At 64.4% G+C, this 12,550-nt stretch carries 11 protein-coding genes and 1 other RNA gene; 9 read left to right on the top strand and 3 right to left on the bottom strand.

Annotated elements, in window-relative coordinates:
• Positions 1-67: 67 nt before the first annotated feature.
• The 4 genes from ABQZ00_RS14535 (at position 68) to ABQZ00_RS14520 (ending at position 4,657) form a co-directional block, all read left to right on the top strand.
• Positions 68-847 carry a histidine phosphatase family protein gene (locus ABQZ00_RS14535; RefSeq protein WP_055846294.1) on the top strand — a complete coding sequence of 260 codons (780 nt, stop codon included), beginning with the start codon at positions 68-70 and terminating at the stop codon, positions 845-847.
• Position 848: 1 nt separating this feature from the next.
• Entirely contained in the window at positions 849-1,724 is an 876-nt protein-coding gene (locus ABQZ00_RS14530) for an NAD(P)H-hydrate dehydratase (protein ID WP_323537964.1), read from the top strand.
• A gap of 525 nt (positions 1,725-2,249) precedes the next feature.
• The gene (locus tag ABQZ00_RS14525) at positions 2,250-3,710 is read left to right on the top strand and encodes a glycoside hydrolase family 30 protein (protein ID WP_503064282.1); all 1,461 of its coding nucleotides are present in this window, start codon (positions 2,250-2,252) and stop codon (positions 3,708-3,710) included.
• 230 nt (positions 3,711-3,940) lie between these two features.
• Positions 3,941-4,657: a DUF429 domain-containing protein gene (locus tag ABQZ00_RS14520; RefSeq protein WP_323537966.1), complete on the top strand. Its 717-nt coding sequence runs from the start codon at positions 3,941-3,943 to the stop codon at positions 4,655-4,657.
• On the opposite strand, the gene ABQZ00_RS14515 is transcribed toward ABQZ00_RS14520, so the two are convergent.
• Entirely contained in the window at positions 4,651-7,011 is a 2,361-nt protein-coding gene (locus ABQZ00_RS14515; RefSeq protein WP_323537967.1) for a GH92 family glycosyl hydrolase, read from the bottom strand. The two genes, ABQZ00_RS14520 and ABQZ00_RS14515, sit on opposite strands and share 7 nt — an antisense overlap.
• 241 nt (positions 7,012-7,252) lie before the next feature.
• Between ABQZ00_RS14515 and ABQZ00_RS14510 the strand changes: the two genes are divergently transcribed.
• From ABQZ00_RS14510 to ABQZ00_RS14495, 4 genes are all read left to right on the top strand, one after another.
• Positions 7,253-7,612, top strand: coding sequence for a hypothetical protein (locus ABQZ00_RS14510; protein ID WP_323537968.1), 360 nt, complete (start codon positions 7,253-7,255; stop codon positions 7,610-7,612).
• 126 nt (positions 7,613-7,738) lie between these two features.
• On the top strand, positions 7,739-8,368 hold the full coding sequence (locus ABQZ00_RS14505) for an alpha-ketoglutarate-dependent dioxygenase AlkB (RefSeq protein WP_323537969.1): 630 nt from the start codon (positions 7,739-7,741) through the stop codon (positions 8,366-8,368).
• 215 nt (positions 8,369-8,583) lie between these two features.
• Positions 8,584-10,293: an FAD-dependent oxidoreductase gene (locus ABQZ00_RS14500; protein WP_323537970.1), complete on the top strand. Its 1,710-nt coding sequence runs from the start codon at positions 8,584-8,586 to the stop codon at positions 10,291-10,293.
• The gene (locus ABQZ00_RS14495) at positions 10,290-10,595 is read left to right on the top strand and encodes a UBP-type zinc finger domain-containing protein (RefSeq protein WP_115512307.1); all 306 of its coding nucleotides are present in this window, start codon (positions 10,290-10,292) and stop codon (positions 10,593-10,595) included. Before ABQZ00_RS14500 ends, ABQZ00_RS14495 begins: the two co-directional genes overlap by 4 nt.
• Positions 10,596-10,791: 196 nt before the next feature.
• Here ABQZ00_RS14495 and ABQZ00_RS14490 read toward each other — a convergent pair whose 3' ends face one another.
• The gene (locus ABQZ00_RS14490) at positions 10,792-11,538 is read right to left on the bottom strand and encodes an EAL domain-containing protein (protein ID WP_323537971.1); all 747 of its coding nucleotides are present in this window, start codon (positions 11,536-11,538) and stop codon (positions 10,792-10,794) included.
• Positions 11,539-11,578: 40 nt separating this feature from the next.
• Positions 11,579-11,654, bottom strand: a non-coding RNA gene (locus tag ABQZ00_RS14485) — sX9 sRNA.
• A gap of 177 nt (positions 11,655-11,831) precedes the next feature.
• Between ABQZ00_RS14485 and ABQZ00_RS14480 the strand changes: the two genes are divergently transcribed.
• Complete coding sequence (locus tag ABQZ00_RS14480) at positions 11,832-12,470, top strand: HD domain-containing protein (protein WP_323537972.1); 639 nt, start codon at positions 11,832-11,834, stop codon at positions 12,468-12,470.
• The last annotated feature ends 80 nt before the right edge of the window (positions 12,471-12,550 follow it).

Raw genomic sequence — 12,550 nt, 5'->3', positions numbered from 1 at the left:
CGTGCAGATGCGCTGGTCGACCGTTTTTTCACGGCCGCTGTGCGACATGTGGAGCTCGTTGCAGGAGATGCATGTGAGTGAGAACAGTGCGGTTGCAGGGGTGTCGGCACAGTGGCCGGCGCGGTTATGGGTGGTGCGGCATGGGCAGAGCGCAGGCAATGTGGCGCGCGATGTGGCCGAGGCCAAGGGAGCGGCGCTGATCGAGCTGGAGCATCGCGATGCGGATATTCCGCTTTCGCCGCTGGGTGAGCGCCAGGCGGAGGCCCTGGGTGCCTGGATGGCGGGCCTGCCAGAGCACGAGCGGCCGACCTTGATCCTGAGTTCCACCTATGTGCGTGCGAGGCAGACCGCCGCAGCGGTGGCGCGGGCGTTGGGCCAACCCGCCGGTGCAGTGAGCTTGGACGAGCGGCTGCGCGAAAAGGAATTCGGCGTGCTCGACCGCTACACCACCTCCGGTATTCGAGATGCGTTTCCTGCGTTGTTTGAGCAACGTAACTTGGTGGGCAAGTTCTACTTCCGCCCGCCCGGTGGCGAAAGCTGGTGCGATGTGATCTTTCGCCTGCGCAGCATCGTGGGCGATTTGCAGCGTAACCATGTGGGTGCGCGCGTGTTGATCGTGGGGCATCAGGTGATCGTCAATTGCTTCCGCTATCTGATCGAGCGGATGGACGAGGCCACCATTCTGGGCATCGACCGCGAGGGCGATGTGCCCAATTGCGGGGTGACCGAGTACGTGGCCGCAGCCGATGGGCAGTCGCTGGAGCTGGTACGCACCAAGTTCGTGTCGCCGGAGCTGGCGCAGGAGCCGGTGACCACCGAGTCCGATCGGCCGGCAGGAGCGCGCTGACATGGCTGCGGCACGCGTGCGGATGCTCACCGCAGCGGCATTGCGGGCGATGCCGCTGCCATCGCCCGGTGGCGACAAGGAGCAGCGTGGGCGCGTGCTGATTGTGGGTGGATCGATGCGCGTGCCGGGCGCCGCGTTGTTGGCTGGCGAGGCGGCATTGCGTGCGGGCGCGGGCAAGCTGCAGATCGCCACCGCGGCGAGCGTTGCACCGGGGATGGCGTTGGCGGTGCCGGAAGCCTTGGTGCTCGGGTTGGGGCAGAACGCGCAAGGCGAGATTGTGCGCGGGCACCGCGCGCTCGATGCGGCCATGGCGTCCTGCGATGCGGCGGTCATCGGGCCGGGGATGGCGTCGACCAACACCACTGCGGCGTTGGTCAAACGTGCGATTGCGCAGGCGGTGTGCACATTGGTGCTGGATGCGGGCGCGTTGTCGCCACGTTTGCGTGCGCCGGTGGGCCGCCCGTTCGTGCTGACGCCGCATGCCGGCGAGATGGCCACGCTGGCCGGCGACGACAAGGCGGCGGTGGAAGCGGCGCCTGGCGATTACGCGTTGGCGTTTGCGAAGACGATGCGCAGCGTGGTGATCGTCAAGGGCGCGGACAGTGTTATTGCCGGGCCGGATGGCGCGCTGTGGGTGCATCGCGGCGGTGCGTCCGGGTTGGGCACCTCCGGCTCTGGCGATGTCTTGGCGGGATTGATTGCCGGTTTTGCCGCGCGCGGCTGCGACGCGTTGACCGCTGCGTTATGGGGCGTGTTCGTGCATGCGGCCGCGGGCAGGCAGTTGGCCAAGAGAATCGGGCCGGTGGGGTTTCTGGCGCGGGAGCTTGGGGTGGAAGTGCCGGGGATTCTGGATCGGTTGGCACGGTCTGCGCTGTAGTGGACTTGCAGATGATTTGCGTCCTGCACCGCTCCGGGTGAAATACAGCTTGTTCACGACTGGCGTACGTGTTTTGGAGCGCTCGCGCCGCAAGATTGGCTGGGCACGAGTAAGGGGGCTGCGAATAATGGACGTGCTGTCCTGGTGGGCATCTGTGTTGTTGCGTTGATTCATGGACTGACACCAATCCGCGCAGACGTACCCTCATCCGGCCCTTCGGGCCACCTTCTCCCGACGGTAGAAGGGTGAGACTGCGGCGTTGATTGACTGGCTTGGCTCTAAGCTCAGCCGACATACCTTCATGCGCTCCCCGGGCACTTGTTCAATGGGGAGAAGCAATCCGCGCTTGTGCTCGTTTGTCGGGGCATTTTGCGGCGCGTGGGTCGGTTAGGCTGTGCGACCAACCTGGGAGGGTGCACGGTGAAGCGAGCGATTGCGTGGTCGGTGATGGGAGCGCTTGGCGTTTGGAGCGCTGCGACTGAAACAGTGTTGGCATCCGCCGCTGCAGCAACAACGCCGATTCTGATGCCGGCATCAACGGCATCATCTGCCTCTACTCCTGCGGCGAATACGCTAGAAGCTGCCGTTGTAGGTGCTGCTACTCCGCCAGCAGCACCCGCCGGCGCGTTACGCGTCTACACGTCCGCCCAAGGCGCATCGCAGCAGATGCGTGTCAGCACCGCTGATGCGCCCAGGGCAGGGCATGCGCTGACTGAGAAAGAGAACTCCATCTTCGTCAATCCGCAGCGCCAGTTTCAGGAGCTGCTGGGCATCGGCGGGGCGATTACCGATTCCAGTGCGGAGACCTTTGCCAAGCTACCCAAGCCTGCGCAACGTGCGCTGCTCACCGCCTACTACGACCCACAAAAGGGCATCGGCTATACGTTGGCGCGCACCACCATCCACAGCTCGGATTTCAGTAGCGGCAGCTACACCTACATCAAAGAAGGCGATGCGGCGCTGAGGAGTTTTTCGGTCAAGCACGATGCGAAATACCGCATTCCGATGCTGCGCCAGGCCATCGCTGCGGCCGGCGGCGCGCTCACCACATTTGCCAGCCCATGGAGCGCGCCGGCCTTCATGAAAGACAGCAACAACATGCTCAAGGGCGGCAAGCTGTTGCCGGAGTATGCGCAGGCCTGGGCCAGCTACTACACGCGGTTTATCGCGGCCTATGAAAAGGCCGGCATTCCGATCTGGGGCATTAGCCTGCAGAACGAGCCGATGGCGGTGCAGACCTGGGAGTCGATGCTGTTTTCGGCTGAAGAAGAGCGTGACTTCCTGAAGAACCATCTTGGCCCGACCATGGCCAGCGCCGGCTATGGCGAACGCAAGATCATCGTGTGGGACCACAACCGCGACATGATGGTGCACCGTGCGCACGTGATCTTCGACGACCCGGAAGCGGCCAAATACGCGTGGGGCATGGGCTTTCATTGGTACGAAACCTGGGCTGGATTCGAGCCGATGGTGGAGAACGTGGCAGCGGTTGCGCAGGCGTACCCGGACAAGCATCTGCTGCTCACCGAAGCGGCGGTGGAAAAGTTTGACCCCGCGAAGTTGCAGTACTGGCCCAATGGCGAGCGCTATGGCACCGCCATCATCAATGACCTCAATCATGGCGCGGTGGGCTGGACCGACTGGAACATCCTGCTCGACCAGAACGGTGGGCCCAATCATGTGGGCAATTACTGCTTTGCCCCGGTGCACGCCGACACGCGCACGGGTGAGGTGACTTACACGCCGAGCTATTGGTATATCGGCCACTTTTCCAAGTTCATCCGGCCGGGTGCTCGGCGGGTAAGTGCGGCCAGTAGCCGCAGCAATCTGATGACGACTGCATTTGCCAACCGCGATGGCTCACTGGCGACGGTGGTGATGAATGCCAGCGACGTGGCAATCCGCTACAACCTGTATGTGGGTGAGGCGTCGAGTGAATTGGAGATTCCGGCGCATGCGATCCAGACGGTGGTGATGACGCAGTAAGCGTGGATGGTGCTCGGAGTGTTGGTGGAGCTTGCGTACCCTCATCCGCCCTTCGGGCATCGTCTCCCGGCGGGAGAAGGGGAGGCTTTCGTCTGATCGAAGCCGGCAGTGGGTCACTGGTGGATCAACGCTGCTCAAATCTTGTGCGCCATGTGAACGTGTAACGTAGGACTGGCGCTGTTGCATCACATGCCAGTCAACCGATGCAATCCTTTAGCGAGAACCTGTACGTGAAACGACACCATTGTGTAGGCGTGGACGGTGCACGCAGCGGCTGGATTGCGGTGTGGTGGGCGGGCGATGCGCTGGCATTTGCGTATTACGCAACGGTGGCCGAGCTGAAGGTGGCGTTGCACGCGGTGGATTTGCTGGGTGTCGATATTCCGCTGGGCTTGAGCGAGCACGCCTCACGCGCGGCAGAGGTGCAAGCGCGCCGCTTTGTGGGTGGGCGCCGTGCGTGCAGCATCTTTGCGGCGCCGTTGCGCGGCATCTTGCAGGCTGAAACACAAGCAGAAGCATCGGCGTTGCATCGCGTGCTGGATCATGAAAAGCAACGCGGCTTTGGTGTGCAGTCGTTTGCGTTACTGCCCAAGATTCGCGACTGGGACAGCGCGTTGCGTGCAGACCCCGCATGGGCGGAGCACGTATTCGAGGTGCATCCGGAAGTGTCGTTTGCAGCGCTTGCCGGCGGGCAAGGCCTGGCGGCACCCAAGAAAAGCAGCGAAGGACATCGACAACGGCGCACCTTGTTAGGCGATCACTACGGCGCGGCGCGCGTTGCGTCGCTGCTGGAGCGCGTGCCGCGCGCATGCGCCCAGCCAGACGATGTCCTCGATGCCCTGGCGGCCCATTGGAGCGCGCAGCGCATTGCCGCAGGAACCGCGGGTAGTCTGCCAGCGGTGGTGGAGCGCGATGCCTGCGGGTTGCGAATGGGCATCTATTACTGAGCCGACGCCGGTGCCGACATCGAATACGGCCGCTGTGCCGGGTCGGTGGCCCATTGTGTGTTCGGTGTTGCCTGCATGCGCACGCGCAGTTCGCCGCCGGCCTGAATCTCCTGATGGGTCAGGTAGGCGCGGGTCAAAGGCGTGCCGTTGAGCGAGACGCTGCCGATATACGGGCGCGCTTTGCTCACGCCATCTGCTATGACGCTGAAATGCTTGCCGTTGGGTAGGTTGAGCGTGGCGCGCGGCAGGAACGGGCGGCCGATGATGTATTGGTTGCTACCCGGCGCGACCGGATAAAACCCCAACGTGGTGAACACGTACCAGGCCGACATCTGGCCGAGGTCGTCGTTGCCGGCCAGGCCTTCGGGGCCGGCGTGGTATTGGCTGTCCATGATTTGGGTGAGGCGCGCCTGCGTGCGCCACGGCTGGCCGGCGTAGGCGTACAGATAGGCGACGTGGTGGCTGGGTTCGTTGCCGTGTGCGTACCAGCCGATCAAGCCGGTGATGTCTTCCATGTGCTCGAACACCTTGGGGTCGACCTTGGCGTCGAACACCGCGTCCAGCCGCGCAAGTAGCTTGTTTTCGCCGCCATGCGCGGCGGCGATCCCGGCGACATCCTGCGGCACGTACCACGAGTATTGCCATGCGTTGCCTTCGGTGTAGTCGCTGCCATAGCCGCTGGCCGAGGGATCGAACGGTTCGCGGAAATTACCAGCGCGGGTGCGGGCACGCAGGTAGCCGGTGGCCGGGTCGAAGGCATGCTTCCAGTTGCCGGCGCGTTTGGTGAATTCGGCGGCAATCTCCCGCTTGCCGAGCGCACCGGCCATGCGCGCGATGGTCCAGTCGTCGAAGGCGTATTCCAGTGTCTTGGATGCGGCTTCGCCTTCTTCGTCGATGGGTACGTAACCCAGCTCGCGGTATTGCGCGATGCCGTCGTAGGGGCCGTAGTTGGCACTGGCGATCATGGCATCGAGCGCTTCGTTGGCATCGAAGCCGCCGATGCCTTTCATGTAGGCATCGGCAATCACCGGCACCGCGTGGTAGCCGATCATGCACCAGGTTTCCAGGCCGTGGAATGCCCAAACGGGAAGGATGCCGTAGGCACTTTCGCGGCGCGACGCGAGCAGGGAATTGACCACGTCGCTGCTGCGTTGCGCTGGCTGCACCAGGGTGAGCAGCGGGTGCAGGGCGCGATAGGTGTCCCACAGCGAGAAGGTGGAATAGTTGGTCCAGCCGTTGGCTTGATGCACGGCGTTGTCCGGCCCGCGGTAGCGGCCATCGCTGTCCATGAACAGCGTGGGCCCGAGCAGGGTGTGATACAGCGCGGTGTAAAGCTGGGTGCGCTGTTGCGGCGTGCCTTGCGCATCGATCGCTGACAGCGCCTGGGTCCATTGCGCGCGGGCATCTGCGCGGACGCGGTTGAAATCGAAGTCCGGCACTTCGGCCTGCAGATTGGCGATGGCGCCATCTTCGCTGACCGGCGACAGCGCCACGGTGACCACCAGCGGTGTGCCGTCGTTGGCGACATCGAATACGCCGACCAATTGCCGGCCTTCGATCTGCGCGCGTTGCGCGGGGTGCTTGTCGCCCGGCGGCGGGAAGCCCTTGTATCGGATGTCTTGCTCGGTGTCGTGCAGTTGGGTGGCGGTGAGCGGGCGCGAAAAACGCATGGCGAAATACAACTGCCGCCCCGGTGCCCAGCCGCGTGTTTCGCGAAAGCCGGTGACGGTGCCATCGCTGCGCACGCGCAGCCGCGACCACTGCACCTTGCCTGGGTAGTCGTACAGGCTGGTACGCAGATCCACCAGCACATGTGCCGGCTTGCCCTTGGGGAAGGTGTAGCGATGCACGCCCACGCGCGCGCTGGCGGTGAGTTCGGCGCGGATAGTGCGGTCTTTCAGCGTCACTGCGTAATAGCCGGGCTGCGCCTGCTCGCTGGCGTGATCGAACTGCGCGGTATAGCCGCTGCCGGGTTTGCTGGCATCGCCGCGCTCCAGCTTGACCTCGCCAACTTGCGGCATCAGCAGGATGTCACCCAGATCCGAATGGCCGGAGCCGGAAAAATGCGTGTGCGAAAACCCGACGATGGTGCTGTCGCTATGCCGATACCCCGCAGCCCAGCCGTAGGCCTCCTTGCGCGGTTTGATCTGTGTATCCGGGCTCAACTGCACCATGCCGAACGGCACCGTGGCACCGGGATAGGTGTGTCCTTCGCCGCCGGTGCCGATGAACGGGTCCACCGCGTTGAAGGCAGACTCGGCCGCGCGTGGCGCTGCGCTGCCGGCAGTGACAGCAAGGCTGGCAAGCAGCATCAGCCAACGCAGATGCGAGGATGCGATCGATCGGTGCGGCATGCGAAACGTCTCCGGCGGATGCAGCGCCGGACCGTAGCACAGCGACGTTGCCTGCCACAGGCGTCGCACCGTGCACGATGGCGTGATTGTTGTTGGGGCCGCTAGGTGCTCATGGGTTGGCGATGCGTCGTTAAGCGAGCACGCAAGCAGCGGCGCAGCAGCCATACCGATGTGCCGAGTACAGTGAAGCGCGGCATGCAGCTGCATCGTTGACGGCTAAGCGTCGCAATGGTTCAACGCCTTGTCTTTGTCGCATCACTCCCTGTCAATCAACAAGATTGCAACGCCGCCATCGTCGATCGATGTGCGCGATGCGCGTCTTTGCCTTGACCTGCTCGGCATGCTCGCCACTGATATGTACGAGAACAACTCTTACGATACGTACGCCAGCTGTGCCGCTGCACGCAGTAGCTGTATGCAACACCGCCTCGCTGCGTGCGGCCAACGTGATGTGTGCCACTTGCTCGGCAACGGCAACGGCAACGGCAACGAGTTTGTCAGCAGCTTGTTCAACGCAGCTGGCCGCGCCGCAAACCACAGCCTCGGCAGGAGAGCTGCAATGCACAGAACGACGCTGCAACTTCCAGACAACCACGCGTAGCGCATGGCATGAACAACACGTGGGGCATTTGCGTACCGCAGCATGAAACTGAACTAGTCGGGTGGTCGCACTGCGTAACGACAGCGCGTACCTGAAATCCAGGGCATTCGCCCGCATATGACGCAGATGGATTTGTTCGACACCCCCGTCGCGCCCTTGCAGGTGCTGGACGATGCCGAAGGCGGCGTGCGCTATTGGCCGCAGCTGCTGACACCTGCAGTGGCGCTGGAGTGCTTCGCGGCACTGCGCGAGCGCGCCGACTGGCACAGCCAGCGGCGTGAGATGTACGACCGCATGGTGGCGGTGCCGCGCTTGCTGGCCTCTTACCGGTTGGACGCGGCCTTGCCGCCCGGCCTGCCGTTGCAGCGCCTGATCGAGACGGTGCAGGCGGTGTTGCCCGCCCCGTACAACGCAGTGGGGTTGAATCTGTACCGCGATGGGCGCGACAGCGTGGCGATGCATCACGACGCGCTACACACGCTGCTTGCGCCGCATCCCATCGCGCTGCTGTCGCTGGGGGCTGCAAGGCGCATGCATCTGCGTGCGAACGATGGCCGCAGCCGCACCATCGGTGTGGAGCTGGCGTCGGGCAGCCTGTTGGCGATGAGCCATGCCTCGCAGCTCACGCACACGCATGGCATTCCCAAGACCAGCCGGGCGGTGGGCGAGCGCATGAGTGTTGTGTTTCGTGTGCGTCCGGCCGAGCGCATGGCGGCAGGGCAGCACGGCCCGCATTGGCAACCGGCGCAGCGCTGATGCACATGCGGGTAGTCGATTGGCCGGTGGTGCTTGGCTGAGCGCGGGTGGTTTTACAACGACCTGCACGCGCGTCTCTGGCAGCTGCCTGCGCTCGCGTGCGCTTGCCACTCTGTCTTGTCTGTCATGCCTGACATTGCCCATTTCGGGTGATTGCCATTGCCGTCACCACTGGCCATGCTTGCATGCAATCCCCCCTCAAATGCTGCCGATCCATGCCTCTGGACGATACCCGTCACCATCAGATGTTTCCCGAGCTGGACGCGGGCCAGTTGGCGATCACGCGGCGCTTTGCCAGCGGGTCGGCGCAGCGGTTCGACGCCGGCGAGATCGTGTTCGAGGTCGGCGACGCGCACGCACCGGTCTGGGTGGTGCTGGAGGGCGCCATCGAGGTGGTGCGCCGCGACGGGCTCGGCAACGAAAAGCCGATTACCCGGCACACGCCCGGCCAGTTCACCGGTGAGGTGAGTCAACTGGCCGGTCGCGCATCGCTGGCGGCTGGACGTGCGGGGACCGACGGCTGCCTGGCGCTGCCCTTCGACACCGCGCATCTGCGCGCGCTGATGATCAGTTCGGCCGAAGTGGGCGAGGTGGTGATGCGTGCGTTGATCCTGCGCCGCGTGGGCCTGATCGAAGGCGATGCGTCGGGGTCGGTCTTGATCGGCGCGCCGGACGATCCGCATCTGACCCGGTTACAGGGGTTCTTGACCCGTAACGGCTATCCCAACACGGTGATGGATGTGTCCGATGCCGACGGCCGCGCCCTGGTCGAGCGGCTGGGCATCCAGAAGCACGATCTGCCGGTGATGGTCTGCCCCAGCGGCCGCGTGCTGCGCCAGCCCAGCGATGCCGAAGCCGCGCATTGCCTGGGCATGACGCCGGATATCGACCCGGACAAGCGCTACGACGTGGCGATTGTGGGCGCCGGCCCTGCGGGTCTGGCGACGGCGGTCTACGCCGCGTCCGAAGGCTTGTCGGTGCTGGTGATGGACCAGCGCGCCATCGGCGGGCAGGCCGGCGCATCGGCACGCATCGAAAATTATCTGGGCTTTCCGACCGGGATTTCCGGGCAGGCGCTGGCCGGCCGCGCTTATAACCAGGCACTGAAATTTGGTGCGGAGTTGGCCATCCCGATCGAAGCGGCAACGCTGGAGTGCAGTCGCGACGATGGCGCGCTGCGTCTGGATCTGGCCGACGGCAAGCAGCTGCTGGCCAGCACCGTGGTGATCGCCTCGGGCGCGCGCTATCGACGCCCGCAGATCGAAGGGCTGGATCGCTTCGAGGGACACGGCGTGTCGTACTGGGCCTCGCCGGTGGAAGCGCGCCTGTGCGAGGGCGGCGTGGTGGCGCTGGTGGGCGGGGGCAATTCTGCAGGGCAGGCGGTGGCGTTTTTAGCGCCGCGCGTCAAGGAACTGCACCTGATCATTCGCGGCACCGGGCTGGAAGCCTCGATGTCGCAATACCTGATCGAGCGCATTGCCGCGTTGCCCAATGTGCACCTGCATACCGGCACCGAAGTGACCGCGCTGGAAGGCGACCACGATCGCGGCCTGCAGGCTGCCGTGCTGCGGACGCGCGGCGATGGTGCAACCACGCGCGTGGAGTTGCGGCACCTATTTTTGTTTGTCGGCGCCGATCCCAATACCGCGTGGGTGCAGCAATGCGTGGACACCGACGCGCGTGGCTTCGTCATTACCGGCACTGCGCGTGGCGACGGCGTGCCGGCGTGTCTGCCGCTGGAAACCAATCGCCCCGGCGTGTTCGCCATCGGCGATGTGCGTGCCGGCTCGGTCAAGCGCGTGGCGGCTGCGGTGGGCGAGGGTGCCGCCGTGGTCGCACAGATCCATCAATATCTCGCCCATCAGGCCAACCCGGTGCCGGCCTCCGAACTTGCCAGCGCCAATCAGGAGTCGACCACCGCATGAGCCACCAGTGCACCCACACCACGCAGATTGAAGAGGTCACGCCGAGTGCGCGCGGCTGCGAAGAGTGTCTTGCCATCGATAGCGCCTGGGTGCATCTGCGCCTGTGCCGCATCTGCGGCCACGTGGGCTGCTGCGACGACTCCCCGCATCGCCATGCCACCGCGCACTATCACGCCACCGGCCATCCCATCATCGAAGGCTACGACCCACCAGAAGGCTGGGGCTGGTGCTATGTGGACGAAGTGGAAGTGGAGCTACCCGATCAGACGCCGCAGCTGGGGCCGATTCCGCGGTATGTGTGAGCGGCGCGTCGGGTTGGTGGGGTGCTGATGGTTGGCTGGCGCGCCGCTGGGAATCGGGAATCGGGAGTGGGGAATCGTTGGAGCGGTTTTTGTGCTGCTGAGGTCTTACGTGTTTGGGTGGTGTGTGGCTGATCGTTGATGAGGCGAGATGATGAGCGTTCTGTTTCGTTTCACTCATGCGCACGCCTGCACGCACTCACTCCGGCCACTGTACCTGCGGTAGCAGGCCGATCTGCGGTCTGGCGAACAGGTAGCCTTGCTGCAGGTGGATGCCCATGTCGCGCAGGGTGTGGTATTCGTCGGGTTGTTCGATGCCTTCGGCGATCACGGCGATGCCGAGTTCTTCGCACATGCGGGTGACGTGGCGCACGATCGCCTGGCGGCTGCGGTCGGTGTCGATGCCGCGGATCAGGGCGATGTCCAGCTTGAGCAGGTCCGGCTGGAAGTCGGCCAGCAGGCCGAGCCCGGCATAGCCGGCGCCGAAGTCGTCGATGGCGGTCTTCAGGCCGCGCGCCTGATAGGTGCGCAGGATGTCCAGCAGATGCGCGGGGTCGGTGAGGTGTTCCTGCTCGCTGACCTCGAAGATGATCGCGTCCAGCGGCCAGCCATGTTGCGCAGTGGCCGAGAGCGTGGCACGCAGGCAGTGCTCGGGGTTGTAGACCGCATTGGGCATGAAGTTGATCGACAGCAGCGCTGGTAGCGCGATCTGCGCGGCGCATTCGATCGCCTTGATACGGCAGGCCTGGTCGAAGGCATAGCGGTTGCGCTCATCCACGGCGGCCAGGATGCTGCCGGCCGACTCGCCGTTGACGCCGCGCACCAGTGCCTCGCCGGCATAGATGCTGCGCGTGGAGACGTCCACGATCGGCTGGAAGGCCATGGTGATGGCGGTGGGAAAGTCGTGGCCGTCGCGGCAGGCGTTGCAAACAGGAAGTTGGGTCATGGCGTAGAGAAAATCGTACGGCGTGGATCGAGCTTAGAGTGGCTAACACAACATAGCGAGCAGTCTTCAGGTGGATGTGGACCGCGCGCTCAGAACCGGGTGTACGAGTGGTACACGCTGATTCCGAGCACCGGCCGCGCCCGCCTGGCGGCTGCACAATCCTTTTGTTTGCTGCTCTTGATCCTATCGGCCGCAATGGCGCGTCATTGAGCCCAAATTGCGCATCGCAGCATCCTCACCCTGCGCGTGGTCGGGCTCGGCGATAATGTGCCATCGCTCGCATCGGACGCCCAATGACCGCTCTCACCGAACGTTACGCTCAGGCCGTGGATTACGCGCGCATCGCCCATGCCGGACAGGTGCGCAAGGGCACGCAGATTCCATATCTGAGCCATTTACTCGGCGTGTCTACGCTGGTGCTGGAATGCGGTGGCGATGAAGAGCAGGCCATTGCCGGTTTGCTGCACGATGTGGTGGAAGACTGCGGCGGCGGGCACGAGGCCTCGATCCGCGCGCAGTTCGGCGATACCGTGGCCGACATCGTGATGGCGTGTACCGATGCCACTGCCGAAGACAAGGCGGAGGTGGACAACACCGAGCGTGCGCGCAAACGCGATTGGCGCGAGCGCAAGCAGGCCTACCTGGAGCACCTGCGTAAGACACCCGAGCGTGCGCTGCTGGTGTCCGGCTGCGACAAGCTCTATAACGCGCGCACCATTGTGCAGGACCTGGAAAACCCCGCCGTGGGCCAGGACATCTTCAACGTGTTCACCGCCGGGCGCGAGGGCACGCTGTGGTACTACGGTGAACTGGAAGCCATCTTTCGCACGCGCGATGCCGCCACCGCGCGGCTGTTTAGTGGCGTTGTCATGCGCATGCAGGCACTTGCGGATACCGGCGAGCAGCCGGCGCCGACGCACGCGCTGGGATGAGCACGTTGTAGAGCAGCCGGCAACACGACTGCGCTCACCGCCAGGTGCGCGCGGCCGGGGTGCGGTTCCCATCGATCCAC

Origin of the sequence: Xanthomonas sp. WHRI 10204 (assembly GCF_040202875.1) — a bacterium.
GTDB lineage: Bacteria > Pseudomonadota > Gammaproteobacteria > Xanthomonadales > Xanthomonadaceae > Xanthomonas.
The sequence above is the reverse complement of the archived record's forward strand: the minus strand, read 5'-3'. Positions and strand labels throughout refer to the sequence as shown.

What these genes read in the sequence shown, in the direction of transcription:
- ABQZ00_RS14525 (WP_503064282.1), top strand. Translation starts at nt 2,250, where the DNA reads ATGCCGGCATCAACGGCATCATCTGCCTCTACTCCTGCGGCGAATACG.
- ABQZ00_RS14500 (WP_323537970.1), top strand. Translation starts at nt 8,584, where the DNA reads ATGCCTCTGGACGATACCCGTCACCATCAGATGTTTCCCGAGCTGGAC.
- ABQZ00_RS14505 (WP_323537969.1), top strand. Translation starts at nt 7,739, where the DNA reads ATGGATTTGTTCGACACCCCCGTCGCGCCCTTGCAGGTGCTGGACGAT.
- ABQZ00_RS14495 (WP_115512307.1), top strand. Translation starts at nt 10,290, where the DNA reads ATGAGCCACCAGTGCACCCACACCACGCAGATTGAAGAGGTCACGCCG.
- ABQZ00_RS14480 (WP_323537972.1), top strand. Translation starts at nt 11,832, where the DNA reads ATGACCGCTCTCACCGAACGTTACGCTCAGGCCGTGGATTACGCGCGC.
- ABQZ00_RS14515 (WP_323537967.1), bottom strand. Translation starts at nt 7,011, where the DNA reads ATGCCGCACCGATCGATCGCATCCTCGCATCTGCGTTGGCTGATGCTG.
- ABQZ00_RS14535 (WP_055846294.1), top strand. Translation starts at nt 68, where the DNA reads ATGCATGTGAGTGAGAACAGTGCGGTTGCAGGGGTGTCGGCACAGTGG.
- ABQZ00_RS14490 (WP_323537971.1), bottom strand. Translation starts at nt 11,538, where the DNA reads ATGACCCAACTTCCTGTTTGCAACGCCTGCCGCGACGGCCACGACTTT.
- ABQZ00_RS14530 (WP_323537964.1), top strand. Translation starts at nt 849, where the DNA reads ATGGCTGCGGCACGCGTGCGGATGCTCACCGCAGCGGCATTGCGGGCG.